Source organism: Pseudomonas sp. HN11 (assembly GCF_021390155.1).
GTDB lineage: Bacteria > Pseudomonadota > Gammaproteobacteria > Pseudomonadales > Pseudomonadaceae > Aquipseudomonas.
The window spans coordinates 5,420,345-5,442,068 of the sequence record NZ_CP089985.1 but is presented as its reverse complement, the minus strand read 5'-3'; the positions used below and the strand labels follow the sequence as shown (position 1 = coordinate 5,442,068).

Genomic DNA, 21,724 nt, shown 5'->3' with positions numbered 1-21,724 from the left:
ATTGCTGTGAACAGTTTAGCGGCCAATAATTTGTCGTAAATAAGATGAGCCTTAAATACCGGGAGTCGCCCATGCAGCGCTCGATTGCCACCGTTTCCTTGAGCGGAACCCTGCCGGAAAAACTCGATGCCATCGCGGCCGCCGGGTTTAACGGTGTAGAAATCTTCGAAAACGATCTGTTGTACTACGACGGCAGCCCGCGTGAAGTTAGGCAAATGTGCGCCGACCTTGGCATTGCCATCACCTTGTTCCAGCCATTTCGGGACTTTGAAGGCTGCCGCCGCGACCGCCTGGCGCGCAATCTGGAGCGTGCCGAGCGTAAATTCGATTTGATGCAGGAGCTGGGCACCGATCTGGTGCTGGTGTGCAGCAACGCCTCGGCCGACTGCGTGGGTGACGAGCGCATTTTGCTGGATGACCTGAGCCTGCTCGCCGAACACGCCGGCCGTCGTGGCCTGCGCATCGGCTACGAAGCGTTGGCCTGGGGCAAGCATGTGAATACCTGGCAACAGGTATGGAACCTGGTGCGTCAGGTTGACCATCCCAGCCTCGGCGTACTGCTCGACAGCTTCCACACCCTGTCCCTCAAAGGTGATCCGAGTGCCATTGCGGAGATTCCCGGCGACAAGATCTTTTTTGTGCAAATGGCCGACGCGCCGATCCTGGCCATGGACGTGCTGGAGTGGAGCCGTCATTTTCGCTGCTTTCCCGGCCAAGGCGAATTCGACCTGGCAGGGTTCCTGGCGCCGATCATCAAGAGTGGCTACACCGGGCCGCTGTCCCTGGAAATTTTCAACGACGGCTTTCGCGCCGCGCCGACCCGCGCGAACGCGGCGGACGGCCTGCGCTCCTTGCTGTACCTGGAAAAGAAAACCCGCGAGCGCCTGAAGCAGGAAGCGCCCGCGCAACCGGTTGAAATTCTGTTTGATACCCCAGCGGCCAGCGAATACGACGGCATCGAATTTTTGGAATTTGCCGTAGACGAAAGCCTCGGCGCCAAGCTGACCCACTGGCTGGAGCGCCTGGGGTTCGTCAAGGCCGGGCAGCATCGCTCCAAGAGCGTGAGCCTGTTGCGCCAGGGCGATATCAACCTGATCCTCAACTGTGAACCCTATTCCTTCGCCCACAACTTCTTTGAAGCCCACGGGCCGTCGCTGTGCGCCACGGCGATTCGGGTCAAGGACAGCGCCAAGGCCTTGGAGCGTGCGGTGGCCTATAAAGGCCAGCCCTATCGCGGACTGGTCGGGCCCAACGAACTGGAACTGGCGGCGGTACGCGCGCCGGATGGCAGCCTGATCTATCTGGTGGATCAGAGCGAAGGCGGCCTCTACGACACTGACTTCAATCTGCAACCTGCCGCGTCATCCAGTGGCGGCTTGCTGCGCATCGACCACATGGCCATGGCCCTGCCGGCTGACAGCCTCGACAGTTGGGTGCTGTTCTACAAGAGCCTGCTGGATTTCGAAGCCGACGACGAAGTGGTGCTGCCCGACCCTTACGGCCTGGTCAAAAGCCGTGCGCTGCGCAGCCGATGCAGCTCGATCCGTTTGCCGCTGAATATCTCCGAGAATCGCAACACCGCGATTTCCCACGCCCTGTCGAGCTATCGTGGCTCGGGCGTGCACCACATTGCCTTCGACTGCGCGGATATTTTCGCCGAAGTACGCCGCGCCAAAGAGGCCGGTGTGCCGCTGCTGGATATCCCGCTCAACTACTACGACGACCTGGCGGCGCGTTTCGATTTCGACGACGAGTTCCTCAGCGAGTTGGCGTACTACAACGTGTTGTACGACCGCGACGCCCAGGGTGGTGAGTTGTTTCATGTGTACACCGAGCCGTTCGAAGGGCGGTTTTTCTTCGAGATCATCCAGCGCAAGAACGGCTATGCCGGCTATGGCGCGGCCAATGTGGCGGTGCGCCTGGCCGCGATGGCTAAATCGCGCAGCGGCGCGGTGCGCCAGGCGCGTTTATAACGGTGGGTCAGGTGCTTTCTTTCAGGCAGCATCGCGGCCCATAATCACGGCCTGCATAACACTGGCCGTGAGCGCACCATGACCACCGAGGCACCTCGCAAGAGTCGCAAGAACAATCCGGAAAAGACCCGCGAAAACATACTCCAGGAAGCCATCGTCGAGTTTGTCCAGCAGGGCCTTTCCGGCGCTCGCGTGGACGCGATCGCCGAGCGTATCCACACCTCCAAACGCATGATCTATTACTACTTCGGCAGCAAGGAGCAGTTATACGTCGAGGTGCTGGAGAAGCTCTACGGCGACATCCGCAACACCGAAACCCGTATGAACCTCACCGCGCTGGAACCGCGTGAGGCGATCCGGCGGCTGGTAGAATTCACCTTTGATCACCATGACCAGAACGTGGATTTCGTGCGCATCGTCAGCATCGAAAATATCCACAATGCCGAGTACGTGAAGCGCACCGACACCATCAAGGCGATGAACAGCAAAATCCTTGAAGGGCTAGGGGAAACCTTGCGCCGTGGTGCCGAGCTGGGCTTGTTCCGGGAAGGGCTGGAGCCGTTGGACGTACACCTGCTGATCAACTCGTTCAGCTTTTACCGGGTGTCCAACCGCCATACGTTCAGTGAGATCTTTCAAATCGACCTGTCGGATGAGGCGGTTAAACAGCGGCATCGGGACATGATTTGTGATTCGGTAATGCGTTACTTGCAGGCCTGAGTACTCAGGGCGGAGTGCAAGCCCGCTCCCACATTTGGATTCGGTTTCTACTGTCAGATATTCATGCTCTGGAAATGCGCCAGCATCCTCTGTGCATCCGGCACTTCTCCACTGAACAATTCAAACGCCTTCACCGCCTGAAACACTGCCATGTTGCCGCCATCCAAGGTGCGGCAACCCAGGGCGCGGGCGTCGCGCAGCAGTTCGGTTTCCAGCGGGAAATACACGATTTCCGCCACCCATAATTCGGGCCGTAGCAAGGTTGCCGGAACCGGCGTGCCGGGCAGCTTGGCCATGCCCATCGGCGTGGTATTGACCAAGCCATCGGCCTCGGCCATTGCGTTCTCCAACTGCTGGCCAACTTGAGCCCGTCCGGCGCCGAAACGCTGTCCAAGGTTATCCACAAGGTCGCGGGCGCGGCTGATCTCCACGTCGAAAATACTCAAGTACTCCACGCCTTCAGCCAGCAGCGCATGGGCCACTGCCGCGCCGGCACCGCCGGCGCCCATCTGCACCACGCGTTGGCGTGCCACGTCTTTCAAGTTGCGCCGAAACCCTTCGGCAAACCCCAGGCAATCGGTGTTGTGGCCGATACGCTTACCGTCCTTGAACACCACGGTATTGACCGCGCCAATGCCGCGGGCCTCGTCAGACAACTCATCGAGCAACGGCAGGATTGCCTGCTTGCACGGGTAGGTAATGTTCAGCCCGGTAAAGTGCATCAACTCGGCGGCATTCAGCAGACCGGGCAGGGCGTTGACGTCCAGACGCAGGGGCTCAAGGTCGATCAGGCGATACAGGTAGCGCAGGCCCTGGGCATCGCCTTCCTGCTCGTGCAGGGCGGGCGTACGGGAGGCCTGGATGCCGGCGCCGATCAGGCCGGCAAGGATGCGCGGTTTCATCGGGACGACCCTTTGAGCAACTGGTTGAAATGCTCCAGAGCCAAGTGGTAGCCGTGGCTGCCGAAACCGGCGAGCACCGCTTTGGCGATGGGCGACACAAACGAGTGATGCCGGAAGACTTCGCGGGCATGCACGTTGGATAAATGCACTTCGATCACCGGCACTTCACTGGCTACCAGCGCGTCGCGAATCGCCACGGAGGTGTGGGTCCAGGCTGCCGGGTTGATCACGATGCCGGCGCAACGGGCGCGGGCGCCGTGGATCCAGTCGAGCAGTTCGCCTTCGTGGTTGGTCTGGCGGAATTCGATTTTCAGCCCGAGTTGTTCGGCGCTTCGGCCACACAGGGCGGCTATATCGGCCAGGGTTTCATGGCCGTAAGTGGCGGGCTCACGGGTGCCGAGCAGGTTGAGGTTGGGGCCGTTGAGCACCAGCACGATGGGCGGCATTGGGGGATCTCCACAGTTATTTTTAGTTATGGGGATAAAATGTACTGGATAGTTAATTTGGTCAATTGATGACAGCGGATGTGTTCGATTACCGAACTGTTAATCAGACCTTTCGCGCAGAAAGATCAGACTCGATATCAATTGAAAATCATTCTCGACAACGCTTAGTATGTCTGTCTGTTTCCTTAACATTCCAGGGAGTCGGTTTGTCGGACGTGGATCTCAAGGGCCTGTTTCTCAAGCATGCCGATACGCTGCGCGGGTATCTGGCGCGCAAAGTAAGGGACCCGCAGTTGGCCGCCGACCTGGTGCAGGAGAGTTTCCTGCGCCTGGCGCAAAAGCCGGCCGGCGAGCGCATCGACAACTCCCAGGGCTATCTCTATCGAACGGCGAGCAATCTGCTGATCGACCATATTCGCCAGGAAGCGCGGCGCAAGACAGACGCCGTGCCCCATGAGGCGCTGGCCGAGATTGAAGATGAAGTGGCCGGGTTGGAGGCTCAGGCAATGGCGCAGCAGCAGCGACAGGCTTTGAAGCAGGCACTGGCGGAATTGCCGGAACGCACCCAACAGATTTTCCGTCTCAACCGCATCGAAGGCATGACCCACGCCCAGGTCGCACGGCACCTGGACATCTCCGACAGCTCCGTACAAAAGCACCTGGCCAAGGCATTGGCCTACGTGATGCAGCGCTTGCAGGATGGCGAAGGGGCGCCTTCCGACGAATGAGTTACCGAAATGCGCCACGTCAGACGTCACAGCGTTACATAACGAAAAATTCGAGATTCACACGTGAATAGCCAGGGTCCGCAACAGCACAGCATTACCGACGCGGCCGCCGAGTGGGTGGTGCGCCTGCACGCCGGTGCCCTGACCGAGCAGGAGCAGGCCGAGCTGCGGCATTGGATCGCCTGCGACAGCCGTCATGAAGCTGCGTTGCGCTTTGCCGAACAGACCTGGGCGGCATTGGGCGATGTGTACAAGGAGGACCTCGTGCACCGCCAGCGGCCAACAGTGGCAACTATGCCTGCGCGCCGCACCAAACGGCGAAGGCCATGGCAGCGTGCAGCCGCCGTCGCATTGGTCGTGGTGGTGGCCGGTGTTGGCTGGGTGCGTGGGCCGGACGTGTTGCTGCATCTGCAAGCTGACTACATCACCGAAAAAGGCGAAGTGCGCACCGTGCACCTGGCCGATGGCAGCAAGGTCGAGCTGGATTCCGCCAGTGCCATCCGCCTGGACTACGACGGTGTGCAGCGTCGCATCAGTTTGCTCCAGGGCTCGGCGATCTTTGACGTAGCGCCCATGGTGGGTGAGGAAACCCGGCCGTTCGTGGTACAGAGCGCAGGCGGGCTGACCCGCGCACTGGGTACGCGCTTTGTGGTGGAGCGCGAAGACGACAGCCAGGCGTGGGTCGGCGTGCTGGAGCACAGTGTCGAGGTTGCCTTGAACGCTACTCCGAAAAAGGGACCGTCCGACAGGGTGGTCCAGGAAGGGCTGGCCGTACGCTACAACCCTCAGCAAGGTATTGTGCCCCTGGACCCACTCGATGTTGCACGCGCCACCAGTTGGCGACGCGGGGTATTGATTTTTGATCGTCAGCCCTTGGCAAAAGTCATTGAGCAACTCAACCGCTATCGCCCCGGTCGTGTCGTGTTGACCGACTCGACCCTTGGTGATCGCGAAGTCAGTGGTGTGTTTCGCCTGGACATGCTCGACACTGCCCTTGCCACCCTCACCCAGGAACTCCAGGTGCAACGCCTGGACCTGGCAGGTCTCAGCCTGATCTATTGATGACCCGGTGGGAGGCCTTCTCCCACCGTCTGAAATCCCCCCTCTCAAAAACTTTCGAAAAAGTCTTACTGACTTCGTGCGCGTCACACGTCTTGCTAGGTGAGAAGCATTCGCACAAACCAAAACGCTTAGCGCAGGGACCAACAGAAATGTCAGCACTCAACAAGGGGCGTATCGCTGGTAGCCGATTGGCCCTGGCCATTCACCTGGCCCTGTTCGCCGCAGTGGCGCCGGTGTATGCCGTGCAGCCTCAGGTGAAGGCTGCACAACCTGGCGTGCTGAAGATTGATATTCCTGCGCAATCCCTGGGCAGTGCTGTGCTGGCATTCGCCGACCAGGCCGGCTTGCAGGTGCTGTTCGACAGCCAGCGCCTGGAAGGTTTGCAGAGCACGGCAGTGAAGGGACAGTACGGCGTGCAGGAAGGCTTGGCGCGCGTGTTGGGGAATGCCCCGGTGGAGTATCGCTTCAACGGGGAGCGCCAGGTCACCCTGACCCGCGTTGAGCAAAGCGGCGCAGCCTTGGCGCTGGCAACCACGACGATCACTGGCTTGCATTCCAACGACTGGGTGTATTCATCGCCGCGCTCGGTGAGTGTGGTCGGGCGTGAGCAATTGGATCGCAACCCTGCGCGACACGCGGCTGAAATGTTGGAGGAGGCGCCGGGTGTCTACTCGGCCGTCAGCCAGCAAGACCCTGGCTTGTCGGTGAATATCCGCGGCATCCAGGATTACGGCCGGGTCAACATGTCGGTGGACGGCATGCGTCAGAATTATCAGCAAAGTGGCCACCAGCAGCGCAACGGCACACTGTATGTCGATCCGGAGTTGCTCTCTGAAGTAGTGATCGAGAAGGGCGCCACTTCCACGATGGGCGGCGCGGGCGTGATCGGTGGAGTGGCCAACTTTCGCACCGTTGAGGCTGCGGATCTGCTCAAGGACGGCAAGGAAATCGGCGGGCGTATCCGCTTGACCACTGGCCTGGGCGGGCGCGGCAACGGCACTCATTTTATTGGCAGTTCGGCGTTTGCCGTGGGCACCGATGTGTGGGACATGCTGGTGGCCGCCAGCGAGCGTCACCTCGGTGATTACAAGCCCGGCACCCAGGGCAGCATCGGTGAGTTGCGCACCGGCAGCTCCTTCCTGCCGGCCGGTGAGGACCGGATCAAGAACACCACCGTCGAATACACCGACTCGGTGATGCGCTCACGTCTGCTCAAGCTGGGTCTCAAGCTGCCGGTGGATCAGCGTCTGCAACTGAGCTACCTGACTACCGAAGTCGACTACGACGACGTCAACATGATGACTGCCGAAAAAGCCCAGCTCTGGGAAAAGCTCGGCAGCAGTAACGTGACGGCGCAGAACTTCGCGCTGGACTACAGCTACACGCCGGACAATCCGCTGATCGATTTCAAAGCCAAGCTCTATTACGTCGACACGCGCAATGACCAAACCACGCTGACCCGCGGCAGCAGCAAGGGCTACGACGTCACGTATCAGACCCATACCTATGGTTTCCAGGCGCAGAACATCTCGACCTTTGCCTTGAGCGAGTTGTCCGTGATCAAGGCCAACTATGGGCTGGAATTTTTCTACGACAAGGTCCGCCCGGACTCCAACCAGTTGGTTGCGGCGGATTCAGCGGTGACGGCCTCGGCGGCTGAAAGCATCACGCCCAAGGGGGATCGGGCGATGGGCAGCCTGTTCGCGCGTCTGGATTATGACTACGACAACTGGCTGAACCTCAATGCCGGGTTGCGTTACGACCGCTATCGGCTGCGCGGCGAAACCGGCCTGAATACCCGTACGTTCATTATCGGCACCACCCGGCAAGTCGGCTTGCCCATGACTTATGACGTGGATCGGGAGGAGGGGCATTTCTCGCCGACCTTCGGCCTGTCGATCAAGCCCGGTGTGGATTGGTTGCAATTGTTCGCCACGTACGGCAAGGGCTGGCGCCCGCCGGCGGTCACTGAAAGCCTGGTCAGCGGCCGTCCCCATGGCGGCGGCTCGGAGTCGATTTTCCCCAACCCCTACTTGAAGCCCGAGACGTCCACGGCCTGGGAAGTCGGCTTCAACGTGCTGAAGGAAGACCTGCTGTTCGCCGAGGATCGGGTGGGTATGAAGGTGTCCTATTTCAACACCCGCGTCGATGACTTCTCCTACATGGCCCTGGGCGTGCAGCCGCCCGGTTATGGCATCGCCAATATCGGCAATGCGGCGTATGTGAATAACCTGGAGACCACGCGTTTTCGCGGCCTTGAATACCAGTTGGATTATGACGCCGGGTTTGCCTACGGCCAGTTCAACTACACGCGCATGCTTGGCAGCAACAAGTTCTGCAGCAAGACGGCGTGGCTGGGCGGTGTCACCAAGATCCAGAAAGGGCCGGGTAGTCGGGCGCCGGTCACCGCTATGGTGCCGGACGATGTGGCCAATGCGGGGCAGAGCTGCAGTGCGATCCTGGGTTCCTCCGAACACATGCCGATGGACCGTGGCACCGCGACGCTGGGCGCGCGCTTCCTTGAGCGCAAGTTGGATGTGGGCGTCCGCGCCCGCTACAGCGGCGGTTACTACGTAAAAGGTGGCGTTGGCGTGACCACTTCGCAAACCGGCGTCTACCCGGCCGACTGGAAGCCTTACACCGTCTACGACCTCTACAGCAGCTACCGCGCCACCGACCGGTTGACCTTGCGCCTGGCCATGGAAAACGTCACCGACCGCGCCTACCTGGTGCCGCTGGGCGACGTGTTGGCCTTCACCCTGGGACGAGGGCGCACCTTGCAAGGCACCGTCGAATATCAGTTCTGACCGATTTTGCCCAGTGATGGGCAAAACCACAGCAGGCACCGGCTTGCTGCGGAGATACCACCCCATGACTTGGAGTTTTGCATGAGCATTTCTATTTCATACAGCACGGCCTACGCCGCTAACACCGTTGCCGAATACCTGAGCGACTGGTCGGCTTACTTTGGCGACCTGAACCACCGTGAAGGGTCGGTCAAAGAGGGTTCGAACACCGGTGGTTTCAATCCTGGCCCGTTTGATGGCACCCAATACGGTGTGTCGAGCACTGTCAGCAACGCGGCAGTGGTCGCTAACGGCGATCTGCATTACACCTTGTTCAACCCGCCCTCGCACACCTTGTGGGGTTCGATCGACTCCCTGGACCTGGGCACTATCCTGACGGGCGGTGCGGCCGGCGGCAGCTACAGCCTCGCCGAGCAAGAAGTCAGCTTCGCCAACCTGGGACTGTCGAGCCTGCAGTCCGAAGGCCGTGACGGCCAGGTGCACAAAATCGTGTACGGGCTGATGAGCGGCGACAGCTCGGCACTGGCTTCGGCGATCGACTCCCTGCTCAAGGACATCGACCCCAGCCTGTCGATCAACTCAACGTTCGACCAACTGGCCGCTGCCGGTGTGGCGCATGTGGACTCGGCTTCGGTCGCAGCGTCCGACGTGGCGCTGGTTGGCGTGCAAGACGTGCCTCAGGACTTCGCCCTGGCCGCCTGAGGCCATGAAGAAAGCGAATGGAAGATCGCTCTCCCATTCGCCGCATGACACACCGCTGTCGCCAAGCCTTCTAACTCTTCGCGCGATGGCGGTGCCGAATTCTGTGCAGCGTCGCTCTGCCTGTCAACGCGGCGGCGCTGCCCGCTCAACCCATGAGAATCCCCAGATGCGCCACGCCGGCAACGAAACCCTGGCCGCCCTCACGGCCTATAAAAGTGGCTTCTTCAACATCGGCCTGTTCTCGGCGGTGATCAACCTGCTGATGCTCGCCCCGGCGTTGTACATGTTGCAGGTGTACGACCGGGTACTGGCCTCGGGTAACCAGATGACCCTGCTCATGCTGACGCTGATGATCCTCGGTCTGTTCGGCCTGATGGGCGCGTTGGAGTGGGTGCGCAGCCAGGTGGTGATCCGCCTCGGCACGCAGCTGGACATGCGCCTGAACCAGCGGGTGTACGACGCCGCGTTCGAAGCGCAACTCAAGGGCGGTAACCAGGCCGCGGGCCAGGCGCTGCATGACCTGACCACGTTGCGCCAATTTGCCACCGGCCAGGCGTTGTTTGCGTTCTTTGATGCGCCGTGGTTCCCGGTGTACCTGTTGGTGATTTTCCTGTTCCATCCCTGGCTCGGCGTGTTGGCGCTGGTCGGCGCGCTGTTGTTGATCGTGCTGGCGTGGATCAACCATCACGTCAGCCAGGCGCCGATGGCTTTGGCGAGTCAACTGTCCATCAGCGCCAGCCAGCAGGCCACGGCCAACCTGCGCAATGCCGACACCATCGAAGCCATGGGCATGCTCGCCACCTTGCGTGTACGTTGGTTCGGCCAGCATCAGGCATTTTTGGCGCAGCAGAACCTGGCCAGTGAAAAGACCGCCACCGTTACCGCGTGGTCCAAGGGCGTGCGCCTGGCGTTGCAATCCCTGGTGCTGGGCCTGGGCGCTTTACTGGCGGTGCAGGGCGAGATAACGCCGGGGATGATGATTGCTGGCTCGATCCTGATGGGCCGCGTGCTGAGCCCTATCGACCAGTTGATCGGCGTGTGGAAACAGTGGGGCTCGGCGCGCCTGGCCTTTGATCGGTTATCGCAGATGCTGCAGGCGAATCCCGCGCGCCCGGAGCGCATGACGCTACCGGTGCCCAAAGGCCAACTGAGTGTCGAACAGATCAGCGCTTGTGCCGCCGGCAGTCGTCGGCCCGCGTTGGCTAATCTGGGCTTCAACCTTGCAGCAGGCGAAGTCCTGGGCGTGATCGGGCCGTCTGGCTGCGGTAAATCCACCCTGGCTCGGATACTGGTGGGCGCTTGGGCACCTTTGGCCGGCAAGGTGCGGCTGGACGGTGCCGACCTGGCCCAGTGGGACAAGCAGCAGTTGGGCCCGTACATCGGCTATCTACCTCAAGACATTCAACTGTTCGCCGGCAGCATCGCGCAAAACATCGCGCGGTTTGCTGAGGTCGACGCGGATAAAGTCCTCGCGGCCGCGCAAATGGCCGGCGTGCATGACCTGATCCTGCAACTGCCCCAAGGCTATGACACGCAATTGGGAGAGGGCGGCGCCGGGCTGTCTGGCGGCCAGAAACAACGCGTTGCGCTGGCCCGCGCGCTATACGGCTTGCCTGCGCTGATCGTGCTGGATGAGCCGAATGCCAATCTTGATGAAGTCGGCGAGCAGGCTCTGCTCCAGGCCATCGCCCAGCTCAAGCAACAGCGGCGTACGGTCATTCTGATCACCCACAAACCCAACGTGCTGAGCCTGACGGACCAGTTGCTGATCCTCAAGGACGGCCAGTTGCAGGCCTTCGGGCCGACGGCGCGTGTACTGGAGGCACGGCAGAAACCGGCCGCGACCAAGCCGGTTTCGACCCTGAGCATGAGCTACCGCCTCGGTGAAGGAAAACAGGCATGAATCAGATCAAACCTGTGCGCGTCAGCGAAGCGCCAGATAACGTGCTGGCGCTGGATGACAAAAAGTATTCGCGCCTGGGCTGGTTGTTGGTACTCGGTGGTTTCGCCGGTTTCCTCGGCTGGGCGGCGTTGGCTCCGCTGGACAAGGGCGTGGCAGTGCCGGGCAAGGTCATGGTCTCGGGCCATCGCAAGACCGTGCAGCACCCGGCCGGGGGCATCGTCGAACGTATCGACGTGCGCGACGGTGACGTGGTGAGCGCCGGTCAAGTGTTGTTGCGTTTGAAGGAAACCCCGTTGCGTGGGCAGATGCAGTCCTTACGTAGCCAGTACCTGGCGTCCCTGGCGAGTGAGGCGCGTTTGAGTGCCGAAAGCGAAGGTTTAGCGGCGATCAGTTTCGGCCCTGAACTGCTCAACGATCCTGAGGCGGTGGGCACCCTGGACCTGCAACGGCAACTCTTCAGTAGTCGCGCCCAGGCTCTGGCCACCGAGCAACAAGGCTTGCGCGAAACCATCGCCGGTGCCGAGGCGCAATTACGGGGCACGCGGGATTCGCAAGCGAGCAAAGTCCAGCAGCGCGCCGCGTTGAATGAGCAGTTGCAGGGCCTGCGCGAGTTGGCGCGCGAGGGTTACATCCCGCGCAACCGCCTGCTCGACAGCGAACGGCTGTACTCACAAATCGACGGCGCCATCGCCGAGGACTACGGGCGCATCGGCCAACTGCAGCGCCAGGTGATGGAGCTGCACCTGCGCATCCGCCAGCTTGGCGAAGACTTCCAGAAAGACCTGCGTGGCCAGTTGGCCGAGACGCGCACCCGCAGCGATGATCTGCGCAATCGCCTGGCATCAGCCGAATTCGAACTGGCCAACAGCCTGGTGCGTGCGCCCGCGAGCGGCGTGGTGGTGGGGTTGGACGTGTACACCGAAGGTGGCGTGATCAAGCCCGGCCAGGCGTTGATGGACATCGTGCCCCAGGACGAACCGCTGCTGGTGGAAGCGCGGGTGCCGGTGCAGATGGTCGACAAGGTGCACCCTGGCCTGCCGGTGGAGCTGATGTTCTCGGCCTTCAACCAATCCACCACACCTCGGGTGGTCGGCGAGGTGACGCTGGTGTCGGCGGACCGCCAGGTCGATGAGCGCACCGACGAGCCGTATTACACGCTGCGCGCCCAAGTCCGCGCGGCCGACATGCAGCAACTGGACGGCGTGCAGATCCGCCCGGGCATGCCGGTGGAAACCTTCGTCAAGACCGGCGAGCGCTCGATGCTCAACTACCTGTTCAAACCCCTGATGGATCGCACCCATATGGCCCTGGTGGAAGAATGAAGGCGTTGTTGTTTACCTTGTGTTTCGGTTGTACCTCGGCGACGCACGCCCTGGGTTTGCTGGATGCCTACGACCTGGCTTTGCGCAATGATCCGACGTTTCAGGCCGCCATCCAGGAGCGTGAAGGCGGTGAAGAAAACCGCGCGATCGGCCGGGCGGCGTTGTTGCCGAATTTGTCATGGAGCTACAACAACTCGCGCAACGAGTCCGAAGTGACGGCGGGCAATGCCACCAGCGACCGCGACTACCGCAGCTATGCCTCGACCCTGACCTTGCAGCAACCGCTGCTGGACTACGAAGCCTACGCGCGTTTTCGCCAAGGCACCGCCCAGGCGCTGATGGCCGACGAGCGCTTTCGCGGCAAGAGCCAGGAGCTGGCGGTGCGGGTACTCAATGCCTACAGCCAGGCCTTGTTGGCCCAGGAACGCATCGAGCTGAGCCGTGCACAGAAGCGTGCGTATGCCGAGCGCCTGCAACTCAATGAGCGCCTTCTAAAAGGTGGTGAAGGCACGCGCACCGATGTGCTGGAAACCCAGGCGCGCCTGAGCCTGGCCCAGGCCGAAGAAATTGAATCCCAGGACACACAGGACAGTGCCTTGCGCGAGCTGGAAGCCATTGTCGGCCAACCGTTGCAGATCGAAGAGCTGGCGCCGCTGACCCGTCAATTCGAAATTGCGCCTCTGGAACCCAATCGTTTCGAGACTTGGCGTGAACTGGCCATGGCCAACAACCCGGAACTTAAATCTCAGCACCACGCCCTGGATGTAGCCTCCTATGAAGTGGAACGCAAACGTGCTGGCCACCTGCCCAAAGTCAGCCTGTACGCCACCAGCCGCCAGACCAACTCCGACTCGGAAAGCAGCTACAACCAGAAGTACGACACCAACACGGTCGGCATCCAGGTCAGCCTGCCGCTGTTTGCCGGCGGCGGTGTGTCGGCATCCACCCGTCAGGCGGCGAACCAGTTGTCCCAGGCCCAATACGAGCTGGACGCACAAACCTCGACCACCCTGGTGGAGTTGCGCAAACAGTTCAACCTCAACACCAGCGGCGCGGCGAAAGTGCGTGCCTATGAGATGGCCGTCAGCTCCGCCACGGCGTTGGTCGCTGCGACGAAAAAGAGTGTAACCGGCGGTGAGCGGGTCAACCTCGACGTCCTCGACGCCGAGCAACAACTTTTCACTGCCCGCCGTGATTTGGCGAATGCACGGCATGCGTATCTGTTGGCGAGGATTCAGTTGAAGTATTACGCGGGGTTGCTGAGCGAGCAGGATTTGCGGGCGCTGGCGAGGTATTTCCAGCCCCCGGCATGAGTGGTTACAACCCGGCATCCGCCGGGTTTTTTGTGCTTACTAATCTGTGAGACAACTTCGGAAGCGGAGCCGGTTGTCGGGTGATAGGGGAAAATTGTTACCTGGCGGAAAATAACCTAACGGATGGGTTACGATGAGAGTAGGCACTTACAAAGGATATGTGATTTCAGTGTTTATCAGGGACGAGCATTGCCCGCCCCATGTGCATGTGAGGGGGAACGAATGGGATGCACGTTTTCGTTTCAGCTTTCTGAATGGGGACGTGGAGTTGTGGGACGTAGAGCCTGAGCGGCGGCAGCCACCCATGGCGGTCTTGAAAGAAATACGCGAGGCGATCATGCAGCGGCACTACTTGGCGCGCGCACGCAGGATCTGGTGGGACTACCTGCAAACGGTCTGCCTGGAGAATCATTCCTGGGATTGGGAGGCCCACGAGGTGTTGCCTGGGCTACTCATTCAGCCGGGTGTTTATGTGATCGCGCGTGCCCGGCACGATGTCGTGGGGCAGAAAACAATTTTGAATCTGGTCAGGGCGCCGGGTTTTGTGGAGATTGAACTATGAAGCAAATCGTAAAAGCCAAAGTTGTACCCTACAAACCGCTCACTGAGGCCGACGTCGAAAAGGCGATAGCCCGAGGGCGCAAGACACGGCACCTTTATGCCCGCGCCAGCTCTGTGCGTTATGAAGACAACTGCATTTCCATCGGCTTCAGCGACGGCAGTCGCGTCATGTTGCCTGTGGCGGGGCTGCCGGAGTTCGAAGGGTTTTCCCTGCAGGACTTTCAACAGTTGGAAGTCGGCTTTGGCGGAAAGGCGCTGTGCTGTGAGGCCAAAGACCTAGACGTTTCGGTCACGGGCCTGATCGCCTCCAGCAAACCCCTCATGGACCTGGCTACCAGCCTGGTGGCCTCGCGCAACGGCCGCAAAAGCAGCGCCGCCAAAGCCGCCGCCGCCCGAGCCAATGGCAAGAAGGGCGGACGGCCGCGCAAGAAACCGACGGATGACGCTGAGTTACCGCCGGGTCAATAACACCCCGGACTCCATATGGTGGGTCCACGGGAACTGGTCAAACATCGCACATTGGGTAATGCGGTGCGTGTCATGCAGCTGCGCAATGTTCGCCGCCAATGTCTCCGGGTTGCAGGAGATGTACAGGATGTTATCGAAGCGACGCGTCAGCTCGCAGGTGTCCGGGTCCATGCCGGCGCGCGGTGGGTCGACGAAGACGCTGCCGAATTCGTAGCTTTTCAGGTCGATGCCGTGCAGGCGACGGAACGGACGCACTTCGTTCAGTGCTTCAGTGAGTTCTTCGGCTGAGAGACGTACCAGGGTGACGTTACCTACCGCGTTTTCATCGAGGTTGCTCAGGGCCGCATTCACCGAGGTCTTGCTGATTTCGGTGGCCAGCACTTTGCGCGCGCGGGTGGCCAGCGGCAGGGTGAAGTTGCCGTTGCCGCAATACAACTCCAGCAGATCATCCGGGCGATCGCCCAGTGCTTCGTAAGCCCAGTTGAGCATCTTCTGGTTCACCGTGCCGTTGGGCTGGGTGAAGGCGCCTTCGGGTTGGCGGTAACTGAAAGTGCGTCCGCCGACGTCGAGTTTTTCCACCACGTAGTCATGGCCGATCACATCGCGCTTACCCTTGGAACGGCCGATGATGCTGACATTCAAGTCGGCCGCCAGCTTGTTCGCGGCGGTGTGCCAATGCTCGTCCAGCGGGCGGTGATAGCACAGGGTGATCATCGCGTCGCCGGCCAGGGTGGTCAGGAACTCCACCTGGAAAAGCTTGTGGCTCAGCGCGGCGCTGGCTTGCCAGGCGGCCTTGAGTTGCGGCATCAACTGGTTGATGCGTGCGCTTGCAATGGGGAACTCTTCGATCAGGATCGGCGTGCGCTTGTCGTCCTGGGAGAACATCGCGTAGTGTCGCTCACCGCCCTCGCGCCACAGGCGGAACTCGGCGCGCAGGCGAAAATTCTGCAGCGGCGAGTCGAAGACCTGCGGCTCTGGCGCGTCGAACGGGGCCAGCAGGTCACGCAAGCGCGTGACCTTGTCTTGCAGTTGAGCGGTGTAGCTTGCGGCGTCAAAAGTCATGCGTTGAACCAGCCCAGCTTGATCACAAACAGGATCGACAGGATCACCAGCGCCGGGTTCAGCTCACGGTAGCGGCCCGAAAGCAGCTTGATGGCTGTCCACGCGATGAAGCCGAAGGCGATGCCGTTGGCGATGGAGTAAGTGAAAGGCATCGCCAGGGCGGTGACCACCACCGGCGCTGCAACGGTAATGTCGTCCCAGTCGATTTCGGCCAGGCCCTGGGTCATCAGCACCGCCACGAACAGCAGTGCAGGCGCAGTGGCGAAGGCCGGTACGCTGGCGGCCAGCGGCGAGAAGAACAGCGCCAGCAGGAACAGAATCGCGACCACGATGGCGGTCAAGCCGGTACGGCCACCGGCGCTCACGCCCGCAGCCGATTCGATGTAGCTGGTGGTGGTCGAGGTACCCAGCAGCGAGCCGGCCATGGCGGCGGTGCTGTCGGCGATCAACGCACGGCCCATTTTCGGCATGTGGCCGTCCTTGCCCATCAGACCAGCGCGCTTGGCCACGCCGATCAGTGTGCCGGAGTTGTCGAACAGGTCGACGAACAGGAAGGCGAAGATCACGCTGACCAGGCCGATATCCAGCGCGCCTTTGATATCCAGCTGCAGGAAGGTCGGGGCCAGCGACGGTGGCATCGAGGTCACTCCGCCGAAGGCGGTGACGCCGAGCAGGATCGAGACGATGGTCACCGCCAGGATGCCGATCAGCACCGCGCCGCGCACGGCCAGGGCTTCCAGGGCGACGATCAGCACGAAACCGAGGGTGGCCAGGATCGGCGCAGGTTGTTTCAGGTCGCCCAAGCCCACCATGGTGGCCGGGTTGCTCACCACGATTCCGGCGTTATGCAAAGCGATTAACGCCAGGAACAGGCCAATACCGGCGGCAATCGCCGAGCGCAATGGCAGTGGGATGGCGTTGATGATCCATTCACGAATACGGAAGATCGACAGCAGGAAGAACAGCACCGCCGAGATAAACACCGCACCCAGCGCCACTTGCCAGGTATGGCCCATGTGCAGGACCACGGTGTAGGTAAAGAAGGCGTTGAGGCCCATGCCCGGCGCGAGTGCGATCGGGTAGTTGGCGATCAGGCCCATCACGGTCGAACCAATAGCCGCCGCCAGGCAGGTCGCGACGAACACCGCGCCCTTGTCCATGCCGGTCTCGCCGAGGATGCTCGGGTTGACGAAGAGGATATAGGCCATGGCCAGGAATGTCGTGATCCCCGCGAGTATCTCGGTGCGCACGTTGGTGTTGTGTGCTTTGAGTTGAAACAGCTTTTCCAGCATGCCTGCTCCCTGTGACGCTCTGTGGCGTCGTGATTTGTTGACCTCTAAGTCAAAGCACAAACTGCGCCAAGCGCCTTTGGTTTCAGAGAGGATCGGAAAAAGCGGCGCATCATACCAGCAGCCGAGGCCTTGAGGCATACTGCGCCGACGTTTAAACGAAGGTCACTTGCAGCATGAAAATCGCCAGCCCGTGGAGTCTAGCCCTGATCTCCTGTATCAGCCTGTTGCTTGGCGCAGCACCGGCCTGGGGCGCGACTGCACCGCCCTTGAGCGAAGTGCGCGTGTTCAAGGTTGAGTCGGCCGGTTGCGCCGAAAACATCCCCGAGCGCGCGCAAGGCACCCAGATGTGCACGCACCGGGGCCCCACCAAGGTTTCGGTAATGGAAGTGGGCCTGGGGAATAATCCGGTCGGCCTCTTCAATGGTGCAGTGTTGAATGGCCAGCGCACGGCGGTATGCCAGGTCGGCAACATTAGCGAAGCCTGCAATGGGGCCGGCACATTGATGGGCTACATCTATGTGTTTGACCTGGATGTCGAGGCCCAGGGCTGGTTCCAATACAGCAACTCATCCATCAACCCGCCGCGCAATACCTTGTCGACGCAGCTCAATATCCGCTGATCAATCAGCTTGAACGCTCAATACGCCGGGAAGTCGTACCCCTGAGACGGCGACTTTCCTGAACGCCGCGGATGTACACCAACCCGTGAGGTGTTTATGAGCGCGACCCCCAATGGCGCGGCGGATCAACCGTTCGCCAGCCACTCGATATGCCTGCGCCTGAACGGCCAGGACCGCCAGCTGGATGTGCTGCCTTGGACCACGCTGCTTGACCTGTTGCGTGAACAACTCGGCCTGGTCGGCAGCAAAAAAGGCTGCGACCACGGCCAGTGCGGTGCCTGCACGGTGTTGCGCGACGGCAAGCGGATCAATGCCTGCCTGACCTTGGCGGTGATGTGCGACGGTGCCGAGCTGACCACCATCGAAGGTCTGGCCGACGGTGAGCAACTACACCCGATGCAACAAGCCTTCATCAAACACGACGCTTTCCAGTGCGGTTACTGCACCCCTGGGCAGATCTGTTCAGCGGTCGGCCTGGTCAATGAAGGTCGCGCCCACGACACCGCGCAGATCCAGGAACTGATGAGCGGCAACCTGTGCCGCTGCGGCGCCTACAGCAATATCCGCGATGCCATCGAGGACGTTGTTGGAGGTGAGCAATGAATCCCTTCCAGTACAGCAAGCCGGCCGATGTACAGGAGGCCGTGCACCTGAGCAGCGCCGCGTCGCGCTTTATCGCCGGTGGCACGAACCTGCTGGACCTGATGAAAGAAAACATCAGTTGCCCCGAGCATCTCATCGATATCACGGGGCTGCCGTTAAATGAGGTGCAGGAAACCGCCGAGGGCGGGCTGCTGATCGGCGCCTTGGTGAGCAATGCCGACCTGGCCTGGCACCCGCTGATCGAACAGCGTTACCCACTGCTGTCCCAGGCCATCCTGGCGGGCGCTTCGCCGCAACTGCGCAACATGGCCAGCACCGGTGGCAATCTATTGCAGCGCACCCGGTGCTACTACTTCTATGACGCCACCGTGCCGTGCAATAAGCGTGAACCCGGCAGCGGCTGCCCGGCGCGCACCGGCTTGAACCGAATCCACGCAATCCTCGGCGCCAGTGAACAGTGTGTGGCGACTCATCCTTCGGACATGTGCGTGGCGTTGGCGGCACTGGAGGCACGGGTGCATGTCGAGGGGCGTGGCGGATCGAGGATCATCGAGTTTGCCGACTTCCACCGCCTGCCCGGTGATGCGCCGCAGCGTGACAACCAGTTGGCCGACGATGAGCTGATCACCGCCATCGAACTGCCTGCCGATAACCTGGCGAGCCATAGCAACTACTTGAAGATTCGCGACCGCGCATCCTATGCGTTCGCGCTGGTATCTGTGGCAGCGGCGCTTGAGCTGGAGGGCGACACCATTGTTGATGCACGCCTGGCGCTTGGCGGTGTTGCCCACAAGCCCTGGCGTGACCGCGCAGTAGAAGCCGCGCTGATCGGCCAGATTGTCAGCCGCGAAATCTTCAGCCACGCCGCTGACGCAATGCTGCAAGACGCAGAACCTCTGGAACACAACGGTTTCAAGATCAAGCTGGCGCGCCGGGGCATCATTCGTGCCCTGAGCGATGCGGCTGTCGCAGGAGAACGCCCATGACCGCTATCGGCAAACCACTGGACCGGGTTGACGGTCTGCTCAAGGTCACAGGCAAAGCGCGTTATGCCGCAGAGTTTGCCGAGGACGGCTTGCTGCATGGCAGCGTGGTGTCCAGCACCGTCGCCAAGGGCCGTGTGCTGCGTATCGACGCTTCCAGGGCGCTGGCCCTGCCGGGTGTAGTGGATGTGATCCATCATCTAAACCGGCCGAAAATCGCCAGCTACGACGATGCTTTCCAAGATGCCGACGCCGCCGATGGCTCGCCGTTTCGCCCTCTGTACAACGACCAAGTGCTGTACAGCGGCCAGCCCTTGGCGTTGGTGATCGCCGATAACCTGGAGTTGGCACGGCATGCCGGCTCCCTGGTGCATATCGAGTACGAAACCGAAGCCTTCGAAACCGACCTGCTGGCCATGCAGGAACAGGCCCATGCCTCCCCGCAAACCCCGCCCAAGCCGCGCGGCAACTTCCAGGCAGAATGGACCAACGCCGCTGTCAGCCTGGATCTGCATTACAGCACCCCCATCGAGCACCACAACCCGATGGAGCCCCACGCCAGCACTGTGCTGTATCAACCGGACGGCACCTTGCATATCCATGACAAGACCCAGGGGCCGCAGAACTGTCAGGCCTATGTGCAAAAAGTCTTCGGGCTGGATAAGAACCAGGTACGTGTTTTGGCCGCGTTTGTCGGCGGCGCGTTTGGTTCAGGCCTGCGCCCGCAATACCAATTGCCGCTGGCGGTGATGGCGTCGTTGTCGCTCAAACGTTCGGTGCGCGTCACCCTGACGCGCCAACAGATGTTCACCTTCGGCTACCGCCCCCGCACCTTGCAGCGTTTGCAGATGGGGGCCGCCGCCAACGGCCGCTTGCTGGCATTGGGGCACACCGCCATCGGCCAGACGTCGCGCTTCGAGGATTTCAGCGAGCATGTGGTGGAGTGGAGCGGCATGCTCTACCACTGCGATAACGTGCAGCTTACTTATAAGTTGGTGCCGCTGGATGTGTTCACACCCCTGGACATGCGGGCCCCTGGCGCGGCGCTCGGGGTAATCGGCCTGGAGTGCGCCATGGATGAGCTGGCCAGCGCGCTGGGGATCGACCCGGTGCAACTGCGGCTGATCAACTACGCCGAACGCAACCAGAACGAAGACAAACCCTGGTCCAGCAAAGCCTTGCGTGAGTGTTACCGCGAAGGTGCCGAGCGTTTCGGCTGGCGCCACCGCAACCCGGAACCGCGCAGTATGCGCGACGGCCGTCAGTTGATCGGCTGGGGCATGGCAGGCGGCGTGTGGGAGGCCATGCAAATGAAGGCCAGCGCCAAGGCGCGGCTCGACGCGCACGGCAAACTCACGGTGAGCAGTGCCACCACTGATATCGGTACCGGCACCTACACGGTCATGACTCAAATCGCATCGCAGACCAGCGGCGTGGCGGTGGCCGATGTGAGCTTCCTGCTCGGTGATTCTTCATTGCCGACGGCCCCGCTGCAGGGTGGCTCGTTTACCGTTTCTTCGGTCGGGACCGCAGTGCAGCAGGCCTGTGAAGCGCTTAACGCCAAGTTGCTGGAAATCGCCAGGCAGACTTACCCCGTGTTCAAGGATGCCAAGGGGGTACGCTTTGAAGGCGGCCACCTGCACACGGGTAGTGTGAGTGTGTCGCTGGCGCAACTGGTCAAGGATGCTGGCGTAGACGCGCTGGAGGTGCAGGTCGACAGTGAACCGGACAAGAAACGCGAAGGTTATGCCACGGCCACGCATTCGGCGGTGTTTGTGGAGGTTCGGGTGGATGAAGACCTGGGCACCATCAAGGTCAGCCGGGTGGTCAGTGCGATTGCGGCGGGGCGGGTGGTTAATCCGAAAATGGCGCGCAGCCAGATCCTCGGCGGGGTGGTATGGGGGATCGGCATGGCGCTGCATGAGGAAACCCAGACCGATCATCAGCTGGGGCGCTTCATGAACCACAGCCTGGCCGAGTACCACATTCCGGTGAATGCAGACATCGGTGAGATTGAGGTGGTTTTCGTTGAGGAACACGACGAGATCGTCAATGCGCTGGGGTCCAAGGGGGTGGGTGAGATCGGTATCGTAGGCGTGGCGGCGGCAGTGGCGAATGCGGTGTACCACGCCACGGGCAAGCGCGTGCGGGATTTCCCTGTCACTTTGGACAAGCTGTTATGACGCAATAGGCTTGCTAACGCCGCGAAACGCAGCCACCGATTTTCAAGTCCCAATGCTCGTGAAAATCGGTGGCT

The 21,724-nt window shown here is 61.2% G+C and carries 19 protein-coding genes; 15 read left to right on the top strand and 4 right to left on the bottom strand.

All coding sequences use genetic code 11. The annotated features are described in order from the left end of the window. Nucleotides 1-71 precede the first annotated feature (71 nt). Nucleotides 72-1,973, top strand: a complete 1,902-nt coding sequence (gene quiC / locus LVW35_RS24880) for a 3-dehydroshikimate dehydratase QuiC (protein ID WP_233892441.1) — start codon at nucleotides 72-74, stop codon at nucleotides 1,971-1,973. A gap of 78 nt (nucleotides 1,974-2,051) precedes the next feature. Next, nucleotides 2,052-2,693: a TetR/AcrR family transcriptional regulator gene (locus tag LVW35_RS24875; protein ID WP_033897904.1), complete on the top strand. Its 642-nt coding sequence runs from the start codon at nucleotides 2,052-2,054 to the stop codon at nucleotides 2,691-2,693. 53 nt (nucleotides 2,694-2,746) lie between these two features. Here LVW35_RS24875 and LVW35_RS24870 read toward each other — a convergent pair whose 3' ends face one another. Together LVW35_RS24870 and aroQ are read right to left on the bottom strand one after the other, a co-directional pair. Beyond that, complete coding sequence (locus LVW35_RS24870; RefSeq protein ID WP_233892440.1) at nucleotides 2,747-3,595, bottom strand: shikimate dehydrogenase; 849 nt, start codon at nucleotides 3,593-3,595, stop codon at nucleotides 2,747-2,749. Beyond that, entirely contained in the window at nucleotides 3,592-4,041 is a 450-nt protein-coding gene (gene aroQ / locus LVW35_RS24865; RefSeq protein ID WP_233892439.1) for a type II 3-dehydroquinate dehydratase, read from the bottom strand. The genes LVW35_RS24870 and aroQ overlap by 4 nt, the downstream gene beginning before the upstream one ends. A gap of 206 nt (nucleotides 4,042-4,247) precedes the next feature. Here aroQ and LVW35_RS24860 point away from each other — a divergent pair, with 206 nt between their 5' ends. The 9 genes from LVW35_RS24860 to LVW35_RS24820 all read left to right on the top strand — a co-directional run bounded on the left by LVW35_RS24860 (nucleotide 4,248) and on the right by LVW35_RS24820 (nucleotide 14,907). Then, a complete protein-coding gene (locus LVW35_RS24860) occupies nucleotides 4,248-4,769 on the top strand; it encodes an RNA polymerase sigma factor (RefSeq protein ID WP_233892438.1) in 522 nt (173 codons plus the stop codon). A 63-nt stretch (nucleotides 4,770-4,832) separates the two neighbouring features. Further along, nucleotides 4,833-5,831 (top strand): FecR family protein, encoded by a 999-nt coding sequence (locus LVW35_RS24855; protein WP_233892437.1) that lies wholly within the window; start codon nucleotides 4,833-4,835, stop codon nucleotides 5,829-5,831. Nucleotides 5,832-5,980: 149 nt separating this feature from the next. Next, nucleotides 5,981-8,638, top strand: coding sequence for a TonB-dependent receptor (locus LVW35_RS24850; protein WP_233892436.1), 2,658 nt, complete (start codon nucleotides 5,981-5,983; stop codon nucleotides 8,636-8,638). Nucleotides 8,639-8,719: 81 nt separating this feature from the next. Then, nucleotides 8,720-9,340 carry a heme acquisition protein HasA gene (locus LVW35_RS24845; RefSeq protein WP_233892435.1) on the top strand — a complete coding sequence of 207 codons (621 nt, stop codon included), beginning with the start codon at nucleotides 8,720-8,722 and terminating at the stop codon, nucleotides 9,338-9,340. 166 nt (nucleotides 9,341-9,506) lie between these two features. Then, a complete protein-coding gene (locus tag LVW35_RS24840) occupies nucleotides 9,507-11,243 on the top strand; it encodes a type I secretion system permease/ATPase (protein ID WP_233892434.1) in 1,737 nt (578 codons plus the stop codon). Continuing rightward, nucleotides 11,240-12,565: an HlyD family type I secretion periplasmic adaptor subunit gene (locus LVW35_RS24835; protein WP_233892433.1), complete on the top strand. Its 1,326-nt coding sequence runs from the start codon at nucleotides 11,240-11,242 to the stop codon at nucleotides 12,563-12,565. Before LVW35_RS24840 ends, LVW35_RS24835 begins: the two co-directional genes overlap by 4 nt. Beyond that, complete coding sequence (locus LVW35_RS24830; RefSeq protein ID WP_233892432.1) at nucleotides 12,562-13,878, top strand: TolC family outer membrane protein; 1,317 nt, start codon at nucleotides 12,562-12,564, stop codon at nucleotides 13,876-13,878. Before LVW35_RS24835 ends, LVW35_RS24830 begins: the two co-directional genes overlap by 4 nt. A gap of 133 nt (nucleotides 13,879-14,011) precedes the next feature. After that, the gene (locus tag LVW35_RS24825; RefSeq protein WP_233892431.1) at nucleotides 14,012-14,440 is read left to right on the top strand and encodes a DUF4160 domain-containing protein; all 429 of its coding nucleotides are present in this window, start codon (nucleotides 14,012-14,014) and stop codon (nucleotides 14,438-14,440) included. Then, nucleotides 14,437-14,907, top strand: coding sequence for a DUF2442 domain-containing protein (locus LVW35_RS24820; RefSeq protein ID WP_233892430.1), 471 nt, complete (start codon nucleotides 14,437-14,439; stop codon nucleotides 14,905-14,907). Before LVW35_RS24825 ends, LVW35_RS24820 begins: the two co-directional genes overlap by 4 nt. Here LVW35_RS24820 and trmA read toward each other — a convergent pair. Both trmA and LVW35_RS24810 read right to left on the bottom strand, forming a co-directional pair. After that, entirely contained in the window at nucleotides 14,890-15,969 is a 1,080-nt protein-coding gene (gene trmA / locus LVW35_RS24815) for a tRNA (uridine(54)-C5)-methyltransferase TrmA (RefSeq protein WP_233892429.1), read from the bottom strand. The two genes, LVW35_RS24820 and trmA, sit on opposite strands and share 18 nt — an antisense overlap. Then, a complete protein-coding gene (locus LVW35_RS24810) occupies nucleotides 15,966-17,261 on the bottom strand; it encodes an NCS2 family permease (protein WP_233892428.1) in 1,296 nt (431 codons plus the stop codon). Before LVW35_RS24810 ends, trmA begins: the two co-directional genes overlap by 4 nt. Nucleotides 17,262-17,434: 173 nt before the next feature. On the opposite strand from LVW35_RS24810, the gene LVW35_RS24805 reads away from it, so the two are divergent. The 4 genes from LVW35_RS24805 to LVW35_RS24790 all read left to right on the top strand — a co-directional run bounded on the left by LVW35_RS24805 (nucleotide 17,435) and on the right by LVW35_RS24790 (nucleotide 21,650). Continuing rightward, on the top strand, nucleotides 17,435-17,881 hold the full coding sequence (locus LVW35_RS24805) for a DUF4879 domain-containing protein (RefSeq protein WP_233892427.1): 447 nt from the start codon (nucleotides 17,435-17,437) through the stop codon (nucleotides 17,879-17,881). A gap of 96 nt (nucleotides 17,882-17,977) precedes the next feature. Next, nucleotides 17,978-18,484 carry a (2Fe-2S)-binding protein gene (locus LVW35_RS24800; protein ID WP_233892426.1) on the top strand — a complete coding sequence of 169 codons (507 nt, stop codon included), beginning with the start codon at nucleotides 17,978-17,980 and terminating at the stop codon, nucleotides 18,482-18,484. Beyond that, nucleotides 18,481-19,470: an FAD binding domain-containing protein gene (locus LVW35_RS24795; RefSeq protein ID WP_233892425.1), complete on the top strand. Its 990-nt coding sequence runs from the start codon at nucleotides 18,481-18,483 to the stop codon at nucleotides 19,468-19,470. The genes LVW35_RS24800 and LVW35_RS24795 overlap by 4 nt, the downstream gene beginning before the upstream one ends. Next, a complete protein-coding gene (locus LVW35_RS24790) occupies nucleotides 19,467-21,650 on the top strand; it encodes a xanthine dehydrogenase family protein molybdopterin-binding subunit (RefSeq protein WP_233892424.1) in 2,184 nt (727 codons plus the stop codon). The genes LVW35_RS24795 and LVW35_RS24790 overlap by 4 nt, the downstream gene beginning before the upstream one ends. Nucleotides 21,651-21,724: the final 74 nt, after the last annotated feature.

Bases quoted from the DNA above. Each gene is read 5' to 3' on its own strand.
- LVW35_RS24795 (WP_233892425.1), top strand. From the start codon at position 18,481: ATGAATCCCTTCCAGTACAGCAAGCCGGCCGATGTACAGGAGGCCGTG.
- LVW35_RS24875 (WP_033897904.1), top strand. From the start codon at position 2,052: ATGACCACCGAGGCACCTCGCAAGAGTCGCAAGAACAATCCGGAAAAG.
- LVW35_RS24825 (WP_233892431.1), top strand. From the start codon at position 14,012: ATGAGAGTAGGCACTTACAAAGGATATGTGATTTCAGTGTTTATCAGG.
- LVW35_RS24810 (WP_233892428.1), bottom strand. From the start codon at position 17,261: ATGCTGGAAAAGCTGTTTCAACTCAAAGCACACAACACCAACGTGCGC.
- LVW35_RS24845 (WP_233892435.1), top strand. From the start codon at position 8,720: ATGAGCATTTCTATTTCATACAGCACGGCCTACGCCGCTAACACCGTT.
- LVW35_RS24850 (WP_233892436.1), top strand. From the start codon at position 5,981: ATGTCAGCACTCAACAAGGGGCGTATCGCTGGTAGCCGATTGGCCCTG.
- LVW35_RS24840 (WP_233892434.1), top strand. From the start codon at position 9,507: ATGCGCCACGCCGGCAACGAAACCCTGGCCGCCCTCACGGCCTATAAA.
- LVW35_RS24820 (WP_233892430.1), top strand. From the start codon at position 14,437: ATGAAGCAAATCGTAAAAGCCAAAGTTGTACCCTACAAACCGCTCACT.
- quiC (WP_233892441.1), top strand. From the start codon at position 72: ATGCAGCGCTCGATTGCCACCGTTTCCTTGAGCGGAACCCTGCCGGAA.
- aroQ (WP_233892439.1), bottom strand. From the start codon at position 4,041: ATGCCGCCCATCGTGCTGGTGCTCAACGGCCCCAACCTCAACCTGCTC.
- LVW35_RS24830 (WP_233892432.1), top strand. From the start codon at position 12,562: ATGAAGGCGTTGTTGTTTACCTTGTGTTTCGGTTGTACCTCGGCGACG.
- LVW35_RS24835 (WP_233892433.1), top strand. From the start codon at position 11,240: ATGAATCAGATCAAACCTGTGCGCGTCAGCGAAGCGCCAGATAACGTG.
- trmA (WP_233892429.1), bottom strand. From the start codon at position 15,969: ATGACTTTTGACGCCGCAAGCTACACCGCTCAACTGCAAGACAAGGTC.
- LVW35_RS24790 (WP_233892424.1), top strand. From the start codon at position 19,467: ATGACCGCTATCGGCAAACCACTGGACCGGGTTGACGGTCTGCTCAAG.
- LVW35_RS24805 (WP_233892427.1), top strand. From the start codon at position 17,435: ATGAAAATCGCCAGCCCGTGGAGTCTAGCCCTGATCTCCTGTATCAGC.
- LVW35_RS24870 (WP_233892440.1), bottom strand. From the start codon at position 3,595: ATGAAACCGCGCATCCTTGCCGGCCTGATCGGCGCCGGCATCCAGGCC.
- LVW35_RS24800 (WP_233892426.1), top strand. From the start codon at position 17,978: ATGAGCGCGACCCCCAATGGCGCGGCGGATCAACCGTTCGCCAGCCAC.